General features: G+C 52.6%; 22 protein-coding genes and 1 pseudogene. 14 read left to right on the top strand and 9 right to left on the bottom strand.

Going from position 1 to position 17449, the window contains the following annotated elements; genetic code table 11:
• Positions 1–2 precede the first annotated feature (2 nt).
• The 6 genes from ftsE (at position 3) to ataT (ending at position 5146) form a co-directional block, all read left to right on the top strand.
• Entirely contained in the window at positions 3–671 is a 669-nt protein-coding gene (ftsE, locus tag FEK66_RS06645) for a cell division ATP-binding protein FtsE (RefSeq protein WP_000617723.1), read from the top strand.
• Positions 664–1722 (top strand): permease-like cell division protein FtsX, encoded by a 1059-nt coding sequence (ftsX, locus tag FEK66_RS06640; RefSeq protein WP_130209080.1) that lies wholly within the window; start codon positions 664–666, stop codon positions 1720–1722. The genes ftsE and ftsX overlap by 8 nt, the downstream gene beginning before the upstream one ends.
• Before the next feature lie 244 nt (positions 1723–1966).
• Positions 1967–2821: an RNA polymerase sigma factor RpoH gene (gene rpoH / locus FEK66_RS06635; RefSeq protein WP_000130217.1), complete on the top strand. Its 855-nt coding sequence runs from the start codon at positions 1967–1969 to the stop codon at positions 2819–2821.
• 271 nt (positions 2822–3092) lie between these two features.
• Positions 3093–4196 (top strand): branched chain amino acid ABC transporter substrate-binding protein LivJ, encoded by a 1104-nt coding sequence (gene livJ / locus FEK66_RS06630; RefSeq protein WP_130209078.1) that lies wholly within the window; start codon positions 3093–3095, stop codon positions 4194–4196.
• Between the two features lie 149 nt (positions 4197–4345).
• Complete coding sequence (gene ataR / locus FEK66_RS06625; protein WP_001277106.1) at positions 4346–4612, top strand: type II toxin-antitoxin system antitoxin AtaR; 267 nt, start codon at positions 4346–4348, stop codon at positions 4610–4612.
• Positions 4613–4618: 6 nt separating this feature from the next.
• Positions 4619–5146, top strand: coding sequence for a type II toxin-antitoxin system toxin acetyltransferase AtaT (gene ataT / locus FEK66_RS06620; RefSeq protein WP_000342453.1), 528 nt, complete (start codon positions 4619–4621; stop codon positions 5144–5146).
• On the opposite strand, the gene panM is transcribed toward ataT, so the two are convergent.
• Positions 5143–5526, bottom strand: coding sequence for an aspartate 1-decarboxylase autocleavage activator PanM (panM, locus tag FEK66_RS06615; protein WP_105966193.1), 384 nt, complete (start codon positions 5524–5526; stop codon positions 5143–5145). The genes ataT and panM overlap by 4 nt on opposite strands.
• Before the next feature lie 423 nt (positions 5527–5949).
• On the opposite strand from panM, the gene livK reads away from it, so the two are divergent.
• From livK to ugpA, 8 genes and pseudogenes are all read left to right on the top strand, one after another.
• On the top strand, positions 5950–7059 hold the full coding sequence (livK, locus tag FEK66_RS06610) for a high-affinity branched-chain amino acid ABC transporter substrate-binding protein LivK (RefSeq protein WP_135495276.1): 1110 nt from the start codon (positions 5950–5952) through the stop codon (positions 7057–7059).
• 47 nt (positions 7060–7106) lie between these two features.
• Positions 7107–8033 carry a high-affinity branched-chain amino acid ABC transporter permease LivH gene (livH, locus tag FEK66_RS06605; protein WP_001295111.1) on the top strand — a complete coding sequence of 309 codons (927 nt, stop codon included), beginning with the start codon at positions 7107–7109 and terminating at the stop codon, positions 8031–8033.
• Complete coding sequence (gene livM / locus FEK66_RS06600) at positions 8030–9307, top strand: branched chain amino acid ABC transporter permease LivM (protein WP_135495275.1); 1278 nt, start codon at positions 8030–8032, stop codon at positions 9305–9307. Before livH ends, livM begins: the two co-directional genes overlap by 4 nt.
• Positions 9304–10071: a high-affinity branched-chain amino acid ABC transporter ATP-binding protein LivG gene (gene livG, locus FEK66_RS06595; RefSeq protein ID WP_135495274.1), complete on the top strand. Its 768-nt coding sequence runs from the start codon at positions 9304–9306 to the stop codon at positions 10069–10071. The genes livM and livG overlap by 4 nt, the downstream gene beginning before the upstream one ends.
• 1 nt (position 10072) lies before the next feature.
• Positions 10073–10786, top strand: coding sequence for a high-affinity branched-chain amino acid ABC transporter ATP-binding protein LivF (gene livF, locus FEK66_RS06590; RefSeq protein WP_135495273.1), 714 nt, complete (start codon positions 10073–10075; stop codon positions 10784–10786).
• 118 nt (positions 10787–10904) lie between these two features.
• Entirely contained in the window at positions 10905–11651 is a 747-nt protein-coding gene (locus FEK66_RS06585) for a tetratricopeptide repeat protein (RefSeq protein WP_135495272.1), read from the top strand.
• 359 nt (positions 11652–12010) lie between these two features.
• The gene (gene ugpB / locus FEK66_RS06580) at positions 12011–13327 is read left to right on the top strand and encodes a sn-glycerol-3-phosphate ABC transporter substrate-binding protein UgpB (protein WP_130260960.1); all 1317 of its coding nucleotides are present in this window, start codon (positions 12011–12013) and stop codon (positions 13325–13327) included.
• Positions 13328–13424: 97 nt separating this feature from the next.
• A pseudogene (gene ugpA, locus FEK66_RS06575) lies at positions 13425–14135 on the top strand (sn-glycerol-3-phosphate ABC transporter permease UgpA); the annotation flags it as partial.
• A 161-nt stretch (positions 14136–14296) separates the two neighbouring features.
• Here the strand turns inward: ugpA and FEK66_RS06570 are convergent.
• The 8 genes from FEK66_RS06570 to FEK66_RS06535 all read right to left on the bottom strand — a co-directional run bounded on the left by FEK66_RS06570 (position 14297) and on the right by FEK66_RS06535 (position 17448).
• Positions 14297–14686, bottom strand: a complete 390-nt coding sequence (locus tag FEK66_RS06570; protein WP_135495271.1) for a Mor transcription activator family protein — start codon at positions 14684–14686, stop codon at positions 14297–14299.
• On the bottom strand, positions 14683–15111 hold the full coding sequence (locus FEK66_RS06565; protein ID WP_167854257.1) for a regulatory protein GemA: 429 nt from the start codon (positions 15109–15111) through the stop codon (positions 14683–14685). Before FEK66_RS06565 ends, FEK66_RS06570 begins: the two co-directional genes overlap by 4 nt.
• Positions 15101–15316, bottom strand: coding sequence for a hypothetical protein (locus FEK66_RS06560; protein WP_064352592.1), 216 nt, complete (start codon positions 15314–15316; stop codon positions 15101–15103). Before FEK66_RS06560 ends, FEK66_RS06565 begins: the two co-directional genes overlap by 11 nt.
• The gene (locus FEK66_RS06555; protein WP_055312237.1) at positions 15313–16002 is read right to left on the bottom strand and encodes a DUF2786 domain-containing protein; all 690 of its coding nucleotides are present in this window, start codon (positions 16000–16002) and stop codon (positions 15313–15315) included. Before FEK66_RS06555 ends, FEK66_RS06560 begins: the two co-directional genes overlap by 4 nt.
• The gene (locus FEK66_RS06550) at positions 15989–16285 is read right to left on the bottom strand and encodes a hypothetical protein (protein WP_032438819.1); all 297 of its coding nucleotides are present in this window, start codon (positions 16283–16285) and stop codon (positions 15989–15991) included. Before FEK66_RS06550 ends, FEK66_RS06555 begins: the two co-directional genes overlap by 14 nt.
• Positions 16282–16470, bottom strand: a complete 189-nt coding sequence (locus tag FEK66_RS06545; protein ID WP_045347206.1) for a hypothetical protein — start codon at positions 16468–16470, stop codon at positions 16282–16284. The genes FEK66_RS06550 and FEK66_RS06545 overlap by 4 nt, the downstream gene beginning before the upstream one ends.
• A 79-nt stretch (positions 16471–16549) precedes the next feature.
• Complete coding sequence (locus FEK66_RS06540; protein ID WP_006118595.1) at positions 16550–17161, bottom strand: DUF3164 family protein; 612 nt, start codon at positions 17159–17161, stop codon at positions 16550–16552.
• 17 nt (positions 17162–17178) lie between these two features.
• Complete coding sequence (locus FEK66_RS06535) at positions 17179–17448, bottom strand: hypothetical protein (protein WP_023214064.1); 270 nt, start codon at positions 17446–17448, stop codon at positions 17179–17181.
• Position 17449 lies beyond the last annotated feature (1 nt).

The raw sequence follows: 17449 nt of genomic DNA, 5'->3' as shown, positions 1-17449 counted from the left end.
CAATGATTCGCTTTGAACATGTCAGCAAGGCTTATCTCGGTGGGAGACAGGCGCTGCAGGGCGTTACGTTTCATATGCAGCCGGGTGAGATGGCGTTTCTGACCGGTCATTCCGGTGCAGGGAAAAGTACCCTCCTGAAGCTGATCTGTGGGATTGAGCGGCCAAGCGCCGGGAAAATCTGGTTTAGCGGCCATGACATCACGCGTCTGAAAAACCGTGAAGTTCCGTTTCTGCGCCGCCAGATCGGCATGATTTTCCAGGATCACCATCTACTGATGGACCGTACTGTCTATGATAACGTGGCGATCCCGTTGATTATCGCCGGTGCCAGCGGTGACGATATTCGTCGCCGTGTATCGGCGGCGCTGGACAAAGTCGGGCTACTGGACAAAGCGAAAAACTTTCCAATACAGCTTTCTGGCGGTGAACAGCAGCGCGTTGGCATTGCCCGCGCGGTGGTGAACAAACCTGCGGTACTGCTGGCGGACGAACCGACCGGTAACCTGGATGATGCGCTGTCAGAAGGGATTTTACGTCTGTTTGAAGAGTTTAATCGCGTTGGGGTAACAGTATTGATGGCTACACACGACATCAACCTGATTTCACGACGTTCCTATCGCATGCTCACCCTGAGCGATGGTCACTTGCATGGAGGCGTGGGCCATGAATAAGCGCGATGCAATCAATCATATCCGGCAGTTTGGCGGGCGTCTTGATCGCTTCCGTAAATCGGCTGGCGGCTCTGGCGACGGTGGGCGTAACGCGCCGAAACGCGCGAAGTCCTCGCCAAAACCGGCAAATCGCAAAACCAACGTTTTCAACGAACAGGTGCGCTATGCGTTCCACGGCGCTTTGCAGGATCTGAAAAGCAAACCGTTCGCCACGTTTCTAACCGTGATGGTCATCGCCATCTCCCTGACGCTGCCAAGCGTCTGTTATATGGTGTACAAAAACGTTAACCAGGCGGCGACGCAGTATTATCCGTCACCACAAATCACCGTTTATCTACAAAAAACACTGGATGATGACGCCGCAGCAGGCGTAGTGGCGCAGCTACAGGCCGAGCAGGGCGTGGAGAAAGTGAACTATCTTTCTCGTGAAGACGCACTGGGCGAGTTCCGTAACTGGTCTGGCTTTGGTGGTGCGCTGGATATGCTGGAAGAAAACCCGCTTCCGGCAGTAGCGGTGGTGATCCCGAAACTCGATTTTCAGGGGACGGAGTCACTGAATACGCTGCGCGATCGAATCACTCAGATTAACGGCATTGACGAAGTGCGGATGGATGACAGCTGGTTTGCCCGTCTGGCGGCGTTGACCGGGCTGGTCGGGCGCGTTTCGGCGATGATCGGCGTATTGATGGTGGCGGCTGTGTTCCTCGTCATCGGCAACAGTGTGCGTCTGAGCATCTTTGCTCGCCGTGACTCCATCAACGTGCAGAAACTGATTGGTGCGACGGATGGTTTCATCCTTCGCCCGTTCCTGTACGGCGGTGCGCTGTTGGGATTTTCTGGCGCATTGTTGTCATTAATTTTGTCAGAAATTCTGGTACTGCGTTTGTCGTCAGCGGTGGCGGAAGTGGCGCAGGTTTTCGGAACTAAGTTTGATATCAATGGCTTATCGTTCGATGAATGTCTGCTTTTGCTGCTGGTGTGTTCGATGATTGGCTGGGTGGCAGCCTGGCTTGCCACGGTACAACATTTACGCCATTTTACGCCTGAATAATAAAAGCGTGTTATACTCTTTCCCTGCAATGGGTTCCGTAGCAGGGAAAGAGACCCCGTTGTCTCTTCCCGGTATTTCATCTCTATGTCACATTTTGTGCGTAATTTATTCACAGCGTTGCATTGAACTTGTGGATAAAATCACGGTCTGATAAAACAGTGAATGATAACCTCATTGCTCTTAAGCTCTGGCACAGTTGTTGCTACCACTGAGGCGCCAGAAGATATCGATTGAGAGGATTTGAATGACTGACAAAATGCAAAGTTTAGCTTTAGCCCCTGTTGGCAACCTGGATTCCTACATCCGGGCAGCTAACGCGTGGCCGATGTTGTCGGCTGACGAGGAGCGGGCGCTGGCTGAAAAGCTGCATTACCATGGCGATCTGGAAGCAGCTAAAACGCTGATCCTGTCTCACCTGCGGTTTGTTGTTCATATTGCTCGTAATTATGCGGGCTATGGCCTGCCACAGGCGGATTTGATTCAGGAAGGTAACATCGGCCTGATGAAAGCAGTGCGCCGTTTTAACCCGGAAGTGGGTGTGCGCCTGGTCTCCTTCGCCGTTCACTGGATCAAAGCAGAGATCCACGAATACGTTCTGCGTAACTGGCGTATCGTCAAAGTTGCGACCACCAAAGCGCAACGCAAACTGTTCTTCAACCTGCGTAAAACCAAGCAGCGTCTGGGCTGGTTTAACCAGGACGAAGTCGAAATGGTGGCCCGTGAACTGGGCGTAACCAGCAAAGACGTGCGTGAGATGGAGTCACGTATGGCAGCGCAGGACATGACCTTTGACCTGTCTTCCGACGACGATTCCGATAGCCAGCCGATGGCTCCGGTGCTCTATCTGCAGGATAAATCATCCAACTTTGCCGACGGCATTGAAGATGATAACTGGGAAGAGCAGGCGGCAAACCGCCTGACCGATGCGATGCAAGGTCTGGACGAGCGTAGCCAGGATATCATCCGCGCGCGCTGGCTGGACGAAGACAACAAGTCCACGTTGCAGGAACTGGCTGACCGTTACGGTGTTTCCGCTGAGCGTGTGCGTCAGCTGGAAAAGAACGCGATGAAAAAACTTCGCGCTGCTATTGAAGCGTAATTTCCGCTGTTAAGCAGAGAACCCTGGATGAGAGTCCGGGGTTTTTGTTTTTTGGGCCTCTGCAATAATCAATTTCCCCCTCCGGCAAAACGCCAATCCCCACGCAGATTGTTAATAAACTGTCAAAATAGCTATTCCAATATCATAAAAATCGGGTATGTTTTAGCAGAGTATGCTGCTAAAGCACGGGTAGCCATGCATAAAACGAAATAAAGTGCTGAATAACAACATCACAACACACGTAATAACCAGAAGAATGGGGATTCTCAGGATGAATATAAAGGGTAAAGCGTTACTGGCAGGATGTATCGCGCTGGCATTCAGCAATATGGCTCTGGCGGAAGATATTAAAGTTGCGGTCGTGGGCGCGATGTCTGGTCCGGTGGCCCAGTACGGTGACCAGGAGTTTACTGGCGCAGAGCAGGCGGTAGCGGATATCAACGCCAAAGGCGGCGTTAAAGGCAACAAACTGCAAATCGTAAAATATGACGATGCCTGTGACCCGAAACAAGCGGTCGCGGTGGCGAACAAAGTCGTTAACGACGGCATTAAATATGTGATTGGTCACCTCTGTTCTTCATCAACGCAGCCAGCGTCTGACATCTACGAAGACGAAGGCATTTTAATGATCACCCCAGCGGCAACCGCGCCAGAGCTGACTGCGCGTGGCTATAAGTTGATTATGCGCACCACCGGCCTGGACTCCGACCAGGGACCGACGGCGGCGAAATATATTCTTGAGAAAGTGAAACCGCAGCGTATTGCTATCGTCCACGACAAACAACAGTACGGCGAAGGTCTGGCGCGTGCGGTGCAGGACGGCCTGAAGAAAGGCAATGCTAACGTGGTGTTCTTTGATGGTATCACCGCCGGGGAAAAAGATTTCTCAACGCTGGTGGCGCGTCTGAAGAAAGAGAATATCGACTTCGTTTATTACGGCGGTTACCACCCGGAAATGGGGCAAATCCTGCGTCAGGCACGCGCGGCAGGGCTGAAAACTCAGTTTATGGGGCCGGAAGGCGTGGCTAACGTCTCGCTGTCTAATATCGCGGGCGAGTCAGCGGAAGGGCTGCTGGTGACCAAGCCGAAGAACTACGATCAGGTTCCGGCGAACAAACCGATTGTTGACGCGATCAAAGCGAAAAAACAGGATCCAAGCGGTGCGTTCGTCTGGACCACCTACGCCGCGCTGCAATCTTTGCAGGCGGGCCTGAATCAGTCTGACGATCCGGCGGAGATCGCCAAATACCTGAAAGCGAACTCGGTGGATACCGTGATGGGGCCGCTGACCTGGGATGAGAAAGGCGACCTGAAAGGTTTTGAGTTCGGCGTATTTGACTGGCACGCCAACGGCACGGCGACCGATGCGAAGTAACAGATAGATAAATGAAAATGCCCGATGCGCTTAACGGCTATCGGGTTTTTTTGTGTTTGTCGAAATGGTTGTAGAAAGATTAAACAATCCAGGATATGCTTATTGTACGGTGATGTGCCGTACATATTATACGGAGCAGGAGAGTTCACATGTCTGCTGTTAAAAAGCAGCGTATCGATCTGCGTTTAACTGACGATGATAAAAGTATGATTGAGGAAGCGGCAGCGATATCTAATCAGTCCGTCAGCCAATTTATGTTGAACAGCGCTTCACAGCGGGCTGCGGAAGTGATTGAACAGCATCGGCGGATGATCCTCAATGAGGAATCCTGGACGCGGGTGATGGATGCGCTGAGTAATCCCCCGTCGCCAGGTGAAAAGCTAAAACGCGCGGCAAAACGTCTTCAGGGAATGTAATAATTTATGGATGATCTGACGATAGAGATTCTGACCGATGATGCAGATTATGATCTACAGCGATTCGACTGCGGCGAGGAAGCGTTAAATCTCTTTCTGACGACACATCTGGTTCGTCAACATCGCAATAAAATTCTGCGAGCGTATATCCTTTGTCGCAACACTCCAGAACGTCAGGTGCTGGGATATTACACATTATCCGGCAGTTGTTTTGAACGAGCCGCATTGCCCTCGAAATCGAAACAGAAAAAAATTCCCTACAAAAATATTCCCAGCGTCACTCTTGGGCGTCTGGCAATTGATCGTTCATTACAGGGGCAGGGATGGGGAGCAACATTGGTTGCTCATGCCATGAAAGTCGTCTGGTCAGCCTCTTTAGCGGTAGGTATTCACGGTCTTTTTGTCGAGGCGCTGAATGAAAAAGCCCATACGTTTTATCAGTCGCTGGGCTTTATCCCGCTGGTCGGAGAAAACGAAAATGCGTTATTTTTCCCAACCAAATCCATTGAACTGCTTTTTACACAGAGCGATTAACGCTTCTCCCAGCCGCCCTGTTGTGCCGTAAACCCCAATGCCTGCATAAACGCTGTCATCACGCTGCGGTCTTCCACGCCAGCATCCGCCATCCACCAGCATGAAACGCCAGGATTGTTACGCAAAACCTCTTCCAGCAGATATTGCCCCACACCGCGACGGCGGGTGACTTCCCGCACGCGCAGGGAATCCAGTGCCCCTTCGGTGCCGCTTAAGGTTACCCGCACGGCCGCGAGAAGGCGCTCGTTAAAACGCGCGGCGTAGATACGGTGGTTATCGTCAACCTGTAAAGAGGAAGGGGAATACTCCGGCCAGATCTTTTGCAGGTCAATCCGGTCCTGGTCGCTAAAGTTTTCTAATCGAATGATGGTCAGCTTCATGGGTAACCCGTGTAAATCACAAAAGTGGAACCAGTGTAGCGAAATAATTTAATCGGAGGCTTTCTCTTTTTTATTTCTTTTGGCAGGTGATTAATTTTTTTTCAGCAATAATTACAAATTAAAAACATTAGAGAATGAAAATTGTCCAGCATAATCCCCTGATGGGTAGTGAATTGTTCCGCCCTTTATGCCGTTATTTTATGCTGACAACGACGCTTTTTTCTGTTTATCTATCAACATATTCAGAATATTATCTGTTCTTAATCGACTGAAAAATAGGGATTTTAATCGCTATTATCACAATATACTGTGCTAAACCCTTAATCAGACAGGTAAAAACAGTGCAGTATAAAAAAAGAACAGTCTGATTTCTGAATACATAAAAACAAAGCAGCACAACATTACGAGTGGGGATTTTGAATAATGAAACGGAATGCGAAAACTATCATCGCAGGGATGATTGCACTGGCAATATCACACACCGCGTTGGCCGACGATATTAAAGTTGCCGTTGTCGGCGCGATGTCCGGCCCGGTTGCCCAGTGGGGCGATATGGAATTTAACGGCGCGCGTCAGGCAATCAAAGACATCAATGCCAAAGGGGGAATTAAGGGCGATAAGCTGGTTGGCGTGGAATATGACGATGCCTGTGACCCGAAACAAGCCGTTGCGGTCGCCAACAAAATCGTTAATGACGGCATTAAATACGTTATTGGTCATCTGTGTTCTTCTTCTACCCAACCTGCATCAGATATCTACGAAGACGAAGGTATTTTGATGATCTCACCGGGAGCGACCAACCCGGAACTGACCCAACGCGGTTATCAACACATTATGCGTACTGCCGGACTGGATTCCTCCCAGGGGCCAACGGCGGCGAAATACATTCTTGAGACGGTGAAGCCCCAGCGCATCGCCATCATTCACGACAAACAACAGTATGGCGAAGGGCTGGCGCGTTCGGTGCAGGACGGTCTGAAAGCGGCTAATGCCAACATCGTTTTCTTCGACGGCATTACCGCTGGCGAGAAAGATTTCTCCGCGCTGATTGCCCGCCTGAAAAAAGAAAATATCGACTTTGTTTACTACGGTGGTTACTACCCGGAAATGGGGCAGATGCTGCGCCAGGCCCGTTCCGTCGGGCTGAAAACCCAGTTTATGGGGCCGGAAGGTGTGGGTAATGCGTCGCTGTCGAACATTGCCGGTGATGCCGCCGAAGGTATGTTGGTCACCATGCCAAAGCGCTATGACCAGGATCCGGCAAACCAGGGCATCGTTGATGCACTGAAAGCCGACAAAAAAGATCCAACCGGCCCCTATGTCTGGATCACCTACGCGGCGGTGCAATCTCTGGCGACTGCCCTTGAGCGTACCGGCAGCGATGAACCGCTGGCGCTGGTGAAAGATTTAAAAGCTAACGGTGCAAATACCGTGATTGGGCCGCTGAACTGGGATGAAAAAGGCGATCTTAAGGGATTTGATTTTGGTGTCTTCCAGTGGCACGCCGACGGTTCATCCACGGCAGCCAAGTGATCATCCCACCGCCCGTGAAATGCGGGCGGGTTTAGAAAGGTTACCTTATGTCTGAGCAGTTTTTGTATTTCTTGCAGCAGATGTTTAACGGCGTCACGCTGGGCAGTACCTACGCGTTGATAGCCATCGGCTACACCATGGTTTACGGCATTATCGGCATGATCAACTTCGCCCACGGCGAGGTTTATATGATTGGCAGCTATGTCTCATTTATGATCATCGCCGCACTGATGATGATGGGCATTGATACCGGCTGGTTGCTGGTGGCGGCGGGATTCGTCGGCGCGATAGTCATTGCCAGCGCCTACGGCTGGAGTATCGAACGGGTGGCCTATCGCCCGGTGCGCAACTCTAAGCGCCTGATTGCGCTCATCTCTGCAATCGGCATGTCCATCTTCCTGCAAAACTACGTCAGCCTGACCGAAGGTTCGCGCGACGTGGCGCTGCCCAGCCTGTTTAACGGGCAGTGGGTGGTGGGCCATAGCGAAAACTTCTCTGCCTCTATTACTACCATGCAGGCGGTGATCTGGATTGTCACCTTCCTCGCCATGCTGGCGCTGACGATTTTCATTCGCTATTCCCGCATGGGGCGCGCCTGTCGTGCCTGCGCCGAAGACCTGAAAATGGCGAGCCTGCTTGGCATCAACACCGACCGGGTGATTGCGCTGACCTTTGTGATTGGTGCGGCGATGGCGGCGGTGGCGGGCGTACTGCTCGGTCAGTTCTACGGCGTAATTAACCCCTACATCGGCTTTATGGCCGGGATGAAAGCCTTTACCGCTGCGGTACTCGGCGGGATTGGCAGTATTCCGGGGGCGATGATTGGCGGGCTGATCCTGGGGATTGCGGAGGCGCTCTCTTCTGCCTATCTGAGTACGGAATATAAAGATGTGGTCTCATTCGCCCTGCTGATTCTGGTGCTGCTGGTGATGCCGACCGGTATTTTGGGCCGTCCGGAGGTAGAGAAAGTATGAAACCGATGCATATTGCAATGGCGCTGCTCTCTGCCGCGATGTTCTTTATCCTCGCTGGCGTCTTTATGGGCGTGCAGCTGGAGCTGGACGGCACCAAACTGGTGGTCGACACGGCTTCGGATGTCCGTTGGGAGTGGGTGTTTATCGGCACGGCGGTGGTCTTTTTCTTCCAGCTTGTGCGACCTGCTTTCCAGAAAGGGCTAAAAAGCGTTTCCGGGCCGAAGTTTATTCTGCCAGCCATTGATGGCTCCACGGTGAAGCAAAAGCTGTTCCTCGTGGCGCTGCTGGTGCTTGCGGTGGCGTGGCCGTTTATGGTGTCGCGCGGGACGGTGGATATTGCCACCCTGACCATGATCTACATTATCCTCGGCCTCGGGCTGAACGTAGTGGTGGGGCTTTCCGGCTTGCTGGTGCTGGGCTACGGTGGCTTTTACGCCATCGGCGCTTACACCTTTGCGCTGCTCAATCACTATTACGGTCTTGGCTTCTGGACCTGTCTGCCTATTGCCGGGTTAATGGCAGCGGCGGCGGGCTTTCTGCTTGGCTTCCCGGTGCTGCGTCTGCGCGGTGACTATCTGGCGATCGTTACCCTCGGTTTCGGCGAAATTGTGCGCATATTGCTGCTCAATAACACCGAGATTACCGGCGGCCCAAACGGTATCAGTCAGATCCCGAAACCGACTTTCTTCGGCCTTGAGTTCAGCCGTACCGCCCGTGAAGGCGGCTGGGACACCTTCAGTAATTTCTTTGGCCTGAAATACGATCCCTCCGATCGCGTTATCTTCCTCTACCTGGTGGCGTTGCTGCTGGTGGTATTAAGCCTGTTTGTCATTAACCGCTTACTGCGGATGCCGCTGGGCCGTGCGTGGGAAGCGTTGCGTGAAGACGAGATAGCCTGTCGTTCACTGGGCTTAAGTCCGCGTCGTATCAAGCTGACTGCCTTTACCATCAGTGCCGCGTTTGCCGGTTTTGCCGGAACGCTGTTTGCGGCGCGTCAGGGCTTTGTCAGCCCGGAATCCTTCACCTTTGCCGAATCGGCGTTTGTACTGGCGATAGTGGTGCTCGGCGGTATGGGCTCGCAATTTGCGGTGATTCTGGCGGCAATTTTGCTGGTGGTGTCGCGCGAGTTGATGCGTGATTTCAACGAATACAGCATGTTAATGCTCGGTGGTTTGATGGTGCTGATGATGATCTGGCGTCCGCAGGGCTTGCTGCCCATGACGCGCCCGCAACTGAAGCTGAAAAACGGCGCAGCGAAAGGAGAGCAGGCATGAGTCAGCCATTATTATCTGTTAACGGCCTGATGATGCGCTTCGGCGGCCTGCTGGCTGTGAACAACGTCAATCTTGAACTGTACCCGCAGGAGATCGTCTCGTTAATCGGTCCTAACGGCGCCGGAAAAACCACGGTCTTTAACTGCCTGACCGGATTCTACAAACCCACTGGAGGCACCATTTTACTGCGCGATCAGCATCTGGAAGGTTTACCGGGGCAGCAAATTGCCCGCCTGGGCGTGGTGCGTACCTTCCAGCATGTGCGTCTGTTCCGCGAAATGACGGTGATTGAAAACCTGCTGGTGGCGCAGCATCAGCAACTGAAAACCGGGCTGTTCTCTGGCCTGTTGAAAACGCCCTCTTTCCGTCGCGCCCAGAGCGAAGCGCTCGACCGCGCCGCCACCTGGCTTGAGCGCATTGGTTTGCTGGAACACGCCAACCGTCAGGCGAGTAACCTGGCTTACGGTGACCAACGCCGTCTTGAGATTGCCCGCTGTATGGTGACGCAGCCGGAGATTTTAATGCTCGACGAACCGGCAGCAGGTCTTAACCCGAAAGAGACGAAAGAACTGGATGAGCTGATTGCCGAACTGCGTAACCATCACAACACCACTATCTTGTTGATTGAACACGATATGAAGCTGGTGATGGGAATTTCAGACAGAATCTACGTGGTCAATCAGGGTACGCCGCTGGCAAACGGTACGCCGGAGCAAATCCGTAATAACCCGGACGTGATCCGTGCCTATTTAGGTGAGGCATAAGATGGAAAAAGTCATGTTGTCCTTTGACAAAGTCAGCGCCCACTACGGCAAAATCCAGGCGCTACATGAGGTGAGCCTGCATATCAATCAGGGCGAGATTGTCACCCTCATTGGCGCGAACGGGGCGGGGAAAACCACCTTGCTCGGCACGTTATGCGGCGACCCGCGCGCCACCAGCGGGCGAATTGTGTTTGATGATAAAGACATTACCGACTGGCAGACGGCGAAAATCATGCGCGAAGCGGTAGCGATTGTCCCGGAAGGGCGTCGCGTCTTCTCGCGGATGACGGTGGAAGAGAACCTGGCGATGGGCGGCTTCTTTGCTGAACGCGACCAGTTTCAGGAGCGCATAAAGTGGGTGTATGAACTGTTTCCACGTCTGCATGAGCGCCGTATTCAGCGGGTGGGAACGATGTCCGGCGGTGAACAGCAGATGCTGGCGATTGGTCGCGCGCTGATGAGCAACCCGCGTTTGTTGTTGCTTGATGAGCCCTCGCTCGGTCTTGCGCCGATTATCATCCAGCAAATCTTCGACACCATCGAGCAGCTGCGCGAGCAGGGGATGACTATCTTCCTCGTCGAGCAGAACGCCAACCAGGCGCTAAAACTGGCGGATCGGGGCTACGTGCTGGAAAACGGCCATGTGGTGCTCTCCGATACTGGCGACGCGCTGCTGGCGAATGAAGCAGTGAGAAGTGCATATTTAGGCGGGTAAATTATCGAATACCCGGCAGCCACGTTCTGCCGGGCTCTTCGTCCGTATACAGACTTGTTTCAACAGACCGGGAGGATTAAAACCAGACCACTTATTTGCCACGGAAAGGTTTGCTCCCATGCATTATGCCGTTGTTGTCATGCTTGAACTGCTTTGCTGTATTCACGCTTACCGTACCGGACAAGAGCGGTACTGGATTTTTATCATTTTCTGTTTTCCGGTGATTGGCTGCGTGGCGTATTTCGTCATAGTGATGCTGCCTGAAACGGGCGCTGACCGTCACGGGCATACTTTGCTGATGCGCCTGCAGGACAAACTCAACCCTGAGCGCCACCTGCGCAAATTAACCGAAGAACTGGCGATTGCCGAGACGAATCAAAACCATTATGCGTTGGCTAATGAACTGGCGCGCCTTGGGCGTTATCACGAAGCCGCTCCCCATTATCAGCAGGCGTTAAGCGGGATATTCGTCCATGAAGCGGCAATGATGTTGAGCCTGGCGCAGGCACAATTTGCCATCCAGGAGTTCGCCGCCTGCCAGCAGACGCTGGAAGATGTGATGCGTTATAACCCCGATTTTCAGTCGGCAGACGGGCATTTATTGTTCGCCAGAACCTTAGCCGCCCAGGAAAAATACGCTGATGCGGAAAGCGAGTTTGAGGTGCTTGTTTCTTATTACCCCGGCCCGCAGGCGCGTATTTACTATGCGGAAATGCTGGCGAAAATGAGTCGACTACGTGAAGCCAACGAGCAGTATGTTGCTGTGGTTGATACGGCTAAACGCTCAAGACCTCATTATAGAAAACACCACCGGGAATGGATTAAGACCGCCAATGAACGGCTGAAGCAGAGTGTGGTGCGATGAAAATCTTCTTTGCCGTTAGACCAGTGTAGCGGCAATCTATTGTTAAAATTGAAAAATGTACTTCTCATCGGGCAGCAAAACTGGACGCAGAATTTGCTGCCATTTTTGCTCTTCATGGTAAGGCGTTCTGGCGATTAGAAGGTCGTTAATCGCTTCTTTTCAGTGCATTCTTGGGATATCCGTGCCCCATCTCCCATTTTCCCTCACCCGCGCCGTCACCGCCTTGTCATCTTTCTGACACCTTACTATCTTAAAAATGTAACAAAAGAGTTATTTTTCTGTAATTCGAGCATGTCATGTTACCCCGCGAGCATAAAACGCGTGAATTCGCGCATTCGGTACAACAAGAGAGATAATCAATGAAACCGTTACATTATACAGCTTCAGCACTGGCGCTCGGACTGGCGTTAATGGGCAATGCGCAGGCAGTGACGACCATTCCGTTCTGGCATTCTATGGAAGGGGAACTGGGGAAAGAGGTGGACTCTCTGGCCCAACGTTTTAACGCCGAAAACCCGGATTACAAAATTGTACCGACCTATAAAGGCAACTACGAACAGAATTTAAGCGCGGGGATTGCCGCATTCCGTACCGGTAACGCGCCGGCTATTTTGCAGGTTTATGAAGTTGGTACTGCCACCATGATGGCGTCGAAAGCCATTAAACCGGTGTATGACGTGTTTAAAGAGGCGGGGATTCAATTCGATGAGTCGCAGTTTGTGCCGACGGTTTCAGGTTACTACTCTGACAGCAAAACGGGCCACTTACTCTCCCAGCCGTTCAACAGCTCGACTCCCGTTCTCTATTACAACAAAGACGCCTTCAAGAAAGCAGGGTTAGACCCGGAACAGCCGCCGAAAACCTGGCAGGATCTGGCTGACTATGCCGCGAAACTGAAAGCCTCCGGCATGAATTGCGGCTACGCCAGCGGTTGGCAGGGCTGGATCCAACTGGAAAACTTTAGCGCCTGGAACGGTCTGCCGTTTGCCAGCAAAAACAACGGCTTTGACGGCACAGACGCGGTGCTTGAATTCAACAAGCCGGAGCAGGTGAAACACATCACCATGCTCGAAGAGATGAACAAGAAGGGCGACTTCAGCTACGTCGGGCGTAAGGATGAATCCACCGAGAAGTTCTATAACGGTGATTGCGCAATGACGACAGCCTCTTCTGGTTCTCTTGCCAACATTCGCGAGTACGCCAAATTCAACTACGGCGTAGGCATGATGCCTTACGACGCCGATGCGAAAGGTGCGCCACAAAACGCCATTATCGGCGGGGCCAGCCTGTGGGTGATGCAGGGCAAAGATAAAGAAACGTATACCGGCGTGGCGAAGTTCCTCGACTTCCTCGCGAAGCCAGAAAACGCTGCCGAGTGGCATCAGAAAACCGGTTATCTGCCAATCACCAAAGCGGCGTATGACCTGACCCGTGAGCAGGGCTTTTACGAGAAAAACCCCGGGGCGGATATCGCGACGCGTCAGATGCTGAACAAGCCGCCGTTGCCGTTCACCAAAGGGCTGCGTTTGGGCAACATGCCGCAGATCCGCGTGATTGTGGATGAAGAACTGGAAAGCGTGTGGACCGGTAAGAAGACGCCACAGCAGGCGCTGGATACCGCCGTTGAGCGTGGGAATCAGTTGCTGCGCCGCTTTGAGAAATCGACGAAGTCTTAACCAGTGAAATGTCGGGTGCGCTTCGCTTATCCGACCTGCCATCGAGTGTAGGCAGAATAAGCGAAGCGTATCCGGCACAGTTCAGGAATTAACCGTAATGCCATCATCCCGTCCGGTGTTTCGCTCGCGCTGGCTGCCTTATTTGCTGGTCGCGCCGCAGCTCATCATCACCGTTATCTTTTTTATCTGGCCTGCGGGCGAAGCGTTGTGGTACTCGCTACAAAGCGTCGATCCGTTTGGTTTCTCCAGCCAGTTTGTCGGCCTGGATAACTTTGTCACGCTGTTCCATGACAGCTACTATCTCGACTCCTTCTGGACGACGATAAAATTCAGCACCTTTGTCACCGTCAGCGGTTTGCTGGTGTCGTTGTTCTTCGCGGCGCTGGTGGAGTACATCGTGCGCGGCAGCCGTTTCTATCAAACCTTAATGCTGCTGCCGTATGCCGTGGCTCCCGCCGTTGCCGCCGTATTGTGGATCTTCCTGTTTAACCCCGGTCGCGGGCTGATCACTCATTTTCTCGCAGAGTTCGGCTACGACTGGAACCATGCGCAAAACAGCGGTCAGGCGATGTTTCTGGTGGTGTTTGCCTCGGTGTGGAAGCAAATTAGCTACAACTTCCTGTTCTTCTATGCCGCGCTGCAATCCATTCCCCGTTCGTTGATTGAAGCCGCAGCTATTGACGGCGCAGGGCCGATTCGCCGCTTCTTTAAGATTGCGCTGCCGCTTATCGCCCCGGTGAGTTTCTTCCTGTTGGTGGTGAACCTGGTGTACGCCTTCTTCGACACCTTCCCGGTGATCGACGCCGCCTGATTAGACTTGAGATAAATGACAGGGAATAAGTGAGATAATTATGGGAAGAACTGGGTCAACATGGGAAGAGACTGGATGGAATATGCAATAACCTTACAGTATGTGAAAATCAGACCGGCCCGAAAAAAACAGAACTCGCACCAGCCTGATCGCAGATATTACTCCTTTTTCCCCATATCGGCATCAAGTTCGCCATCAAACAGTTTGCCCTGCATCCGATCCAGTTCTTCTTTTCTGACTCGCTTCACCACGCTGTAAACCCACTGTAGTGAAACACCAAATTTGCGGGCCAGTTCGTGATGGTTGCGCCCGTCAAACTCCAGAAAGATTTCCCGATCGCGCTGGCTGACCTTCCAGACCATGCCCATCGGAAAATAGACGTTTTGCCCGCCCCAGACCTGCATCATGCGGTTCGCGACGGCCTGACCAATCTGGTCGGCAACTGCGGGTTCGATATCAATAATCTCGCGGACGGTCTCAGAGGTATGCTGTGCCAGCTCTACCAACAGTTCCGGCCCTTTACTACGAAACTGATTCAGGTCGCTCATTGCTTCACCCCCGCAGCTCTGCGCTGCCACTTCTTCAGTTTCTCAATCACGCTACTTGCCTGCTCATTGCTGAGCCAGCGTAACGCGCTGATGCCCGTTTCCCGTTTAACCCATAGCGCCAGCGCCTGCTCTGAACTGTCACGGACGACGCCTGCCGTAGCCATTTCAAGCCATAGCGCACGGATTTTCTTTGACTGCGGATGGCTATCCAGCGGTAAGCCGGGCCTGGCTTTCCCGGCAGACTTAATGCAAAAGCCTTTCTTTTTCATGGATTCCAGCACGCGGTTTAGTTGTGTGGTATCCATCCCTTTGGTTGAGGCTTTGCCGGTCAGCCCCTGTAGCATCTGGCGGTAGGTATCCTCATCCATCTGGAGGTCATTGCGGGCAATATGGATGAGTTGAATAAGACGCTGCCTAGTCATCATCGCCGCTCCTTTTACCTGCGCCACCGATATAATCGACATATAAAGGAAGCGCTACAGGCCAGCACAGGAACATAACGGCCCAACTGATCCAGTGTCCGGCACCGCTGTAACGTGAGTAAAACCCTGAGCGGCGATGCAGTTCAGCGGTACACCACCCCACGAGACCATACCAGAACAGGGCACATACAATAGATTCAGCCATCATAAGCTACTCCCCAGCTTCCGCTGTTCCTGCCCGCTGACAGGCTGATGCAGGCGGACGTTTTCTCCCTCTCTGTAACCGATGTGGCGGGACATGTCCGCGTCACGGGATTTACCGGCTTTGCGGCCAGAGGTTGTTCCTGAATCAGGGTATTTTTGTTCAAGCCAGAGGCTTGCCAGCTCCCGTTCTTCGCGGGACATAGCAAATAAATGAACCTCGCTACGCACGGCCAGAACCCACCCTTCGGCAAATTTGTCACCACGGCTGGTCTTGGTCGTGTTTTTGATCCTTTTATTCTGCTGTCGAATATAGTTTTTACGGGCCATGATTAATTGTCTGGCCAGTACCTCCCATGTATATGAGGCCAGTTCAACCCGGTCTTTATTACCGTAAAAGCCAACGCTGGGTTTAAAGCCGGAGTGAATAATAGACTTAACGCCAAATGCCACCTGGATAATGTCCAGCAGACCCAGCATGTAACGCGGCGGATTAACGCTACCTGCAGCCCAGTAGTTACTGACGCTTTCATCAATATCACTGAGTGCGAGGTCAGCCTGGGTGATGTTATAGGCTTGCATCAGTTTCTGGGCGCGTTGCAGTGCCAGTGCCGCTTCATGGGGGTTATCGGATTTAGCCAGCGCAAGTAGCTTTTTTAACTTCTCCAGCAGCTTTTCATTATTCTGCGGCATAAGTCACCCCCAGGCGTTCGGCAAGGCGTTCCAGCTTTTTCTGCTTATGAAAATCAATCATCAGGCCCATCCCGTTGAGGCGGAACTGTTCAATCATGATTTCAACGTCAGCCAGTTCGCCAGCCAGATCAACTTCACTGCCCAGTCCGTTCATGTTGCGGGCGGCAGCAGCGGCCAGCTCGGCGGCTTCTTCCATCAGCTTTAGCGCCTGTGCTTCAGGGCCAAAGGTTTTCAGGGCCAGATTGTATATAGTGGAGCGGTTATATAATTTCATGCCTTTCATTTTTTTGCCTCGCAGGGGATGAACTCCATGGCCGGAACTTCGGTGTAGTAATGCTGGCTGCAGTGAGGGCATACCAGCGTGATGAGGACGGCTGGCACATGGTATTTGCCAGAGATAATGACGCTGGCGTCGCTGAACTTCAGGGTGGTGATACCTTTCTTACAGTTGGAACATTTGATGGACATGATTTATTCCTCAATGCTGTTTTCGGCGTGCAGAAGCCCACGGCACTGACGCCGAAATAAAAAAGAAATTGAATTAAAATTAAATGGCAGCGATATCTAACGGAATATTAATTAGCTTCCCGTGTTTATCTTTCTCCCGGAAATTAATATAGGTTTTGGACATTGCTACCTGCAGTGATTCCGATATGGCCTCCATAGCACGGTTCCAGCGCTCGTCCTGAATCTTGACGCGGCGCAGGGAAAGAATACGTCCGGTATTAAGCTGGCCCTCTTTGTCCACCTGGAAAGCATCGCTGATGATGGCCCGCAGGTTGGCGTTTGCGCCTTCCGACCACTCGGTGACGCACTCGTCTATCAGATCTTTGGCAATCTGCAGCTCTGGCCCGAAGGTCAGGGTTTCCTGCACGCGGATGGTGATCTGCTGAGCACCGTCGAAGCTGCTGAAGGTCACGTTGCCTTTGGCACCGCCACGCGTTCTGCCGTACTTCTCGGCCACAAGGTCAAGCCAGGCATAGCACTCGTCAAAGGCACGACGCTTGAAGTCGCTGAGTTCATCGCGTTTAACTTTCGCGGCGGCAACCTGTTCTTTAACGAAAGAATCCATCGCAAGGTCATAGTCAGACACCTGGTCAACCGGCACCAGACGCCCCTTGCGGTCTTTCATGTAGTCTTCTTTATTTACTTCGCTCATCTCTGTTCACCTTATGGTTAATGTAATGACTCTGACCAGGTAATACGGCAGCCATGCAACTCAAAGACGCCCTGACGAAAGCGCCCTGAGCCGTCATGGCCAACATGGGTATAACTCGCTTTGCCCTGCTCCAGCAGACGGGCACAGTGCCCGTTGCGGGCGATACGGATAACCGGCTTACTGCCCGCAATCATGACGCTCTGCACGGTGGTGTTCATGGCGTTGAGCGCCATAATGGCGGACTGCACCTTGCTCATTTGCTGGTTGATATCGGCGATGGATTTCATG

It is taken from the genome of Escherichia sp. E1130 (assembly GCF_005781065.1).
Taxonomy (GTDB): Bacteria; Pseudomonadota; Gammaproteobacteria; order Enterobacterales; family Enterobacteriaceae; genus Escherichia.
This window is presented reverse-complemented; position numbering and strand designations above follow the sequence as displayed.

What these genes read in the sequence shown, in the direction of transcription:
- ftsE (WP_000617723.1), top strand. Translation starts at nt 3, where the DNA reads ATGATTCGCTTTGAACATGTCAGCAAGGCTTATCTCGGTGGGAGACAG.
- ftsX (WP_130209080.1), top strand. Translation starts at nt 664, where the DNA reads ATGAATAAGCGCGATGCAATCAATCATATCCGGCAGTTTGGCGGGCGT.
- rpoH (WP_000130217.1), top strand. Translation starts at nt 1,967, where the DNA reads ATGACTGACAAAATGCAAAGTTTAGCTTTAGCCCCTGTTGGCAACCTG.
- livJ (WP_130209078.1), top strand. Translation starts at nt 3,093, where the DNA reads ATGAATATAAAGGGTAAAGCGTTACTGGCAGGATGTATCGCGCTGGCA.
- ataR (WP_001277106.1), top strand. Translation starts at nt 4,346, where the DNA reads ATGTCTGCTGTTAAAAAGCAGCGTATCGATCTGCGTTTAACTGACGAT.
- ataT (WP_000342453.1), top strand. Translation starts at nt 4,619, where the DNA reads ATGGATGATCTGACGATAGAGATTCTGACCGATGATGCAGATTATGAT.
- panM (WP_105966193.1), bottom strand. Translation starts at nt 5,526, where the DNA reads ATGAAGCTGACCATCATTCGATTAGAAAACTTTAGCGACCAGGACCGG.
- livK (WP_135495276.1), top strand. Translation starts at nt 5,950, where the DNA reads ATGAAACGGAATGCGAAAACTATCATCGCAGGGATGATTGCACTGGCA.
- livH (WP_001295111.1), top strand. Translation starts at nt 7,107, where the DNA reads ATGTCTGAGCAGTTTTTGTATTTCTTGCAGCAGATGTTTAACGGCGTC.
- livM (WP_135495275.1), top strand. Translation starts at nt 8,030, where the DNA reads ATGAAACCGATGCATATTGCAATGGCGCTGCTCTCTGCCGCGATGTTC.
- livG (WP_135495274.1), top strand. Translation starts at nt 9,304, where the DNA reads ATGAGTCAGCCATTATTATCTGTTAACGGCCTGATGATGCGCTTCGGC.
- livF (WP_135495273.1), top strand. Translation starts at nt 10,073, where the DNA reads ATGGAAAAAGTCATGTTGTCCTTTGACAAAGTCAGCGCCCACTACGGC.
- FEK66_RS06585 (WP_135495272.1), top strand. Translation starts at nt 10,905, where the DNA reads ATGCATTATGCCGTTGTTGTCATGCTTGAACTGCTTTGCTGTATTCAC.
- ugpB (WP_130260960.1), top strand. Translation starts at nt 12,011, where the DNA reads ATGAAACCGTTACATTATACAGCTTCAGCACTGGCGCTCGGACTGGCG.
- FEK66_RS06570 (WP_135495271.1), bottom strand. Translation starts at nt 14,686, where the DNA reads ATGAGCGACCTGAATCAGTTTCGTAGTAAAGGGCCGGAACTGTTGGTA.
- FEK66_RS06565 (WP_167854257.1), bottom strand. Translation starts at nt 15,111, where the DNA reads ATGATGACTAGGCAGCGTCTTATTCAACTCATCCATATTGCCCGCAAT.
- FEK66_RS06560 (WP_064352592.1), bottom strand. Translation starts at nt 15,316, where the DNA reads ATGATGGCTGAATCTATTGTATGTGCCCTGTTCTGGTATGGTCTCGTG.
- FEK66_RS06555 (WP_055312237.1), bottom strand. Translation starts at nt 16,002, where the DNA reads ATGCCGCAGAATAATGAAAAGCTGCTGGAGAAGTTAAAAAAGCTACTT.
- FEK66_RS06550 (WP_032438819.1), bottom strand. Translation starts at nt 16,285, where the DNA reads ATGAAAGGCATGAAATTATATAACCGCTCCACTATATACAATCTGGCC.
- FEK66_RS06545 (WP_045347206.1), bottom strand. Translation starts at nt 16,470, where the DNA reads ATGTCCATCAAATGTTCCAACTGTAAGAAAGGTATCACCACCCTGAAG.
- FEK66_RS06540 (WP_006118595.1), bottom strand. Translation starts at nt 17,161, where the DNA reads ATGAGCGAAGTAAATAAAGAAGACTACATGAAAGACCGCAAGGGGCGT.
- FEK66_RS06535 (WP_023214064.1), bottom strand. Translation starts at nt 17,448, where the DNA reads ATGAAATCCATCGCCGATATCAACCAGCAAATGAGCAAGGTGCAGTCC.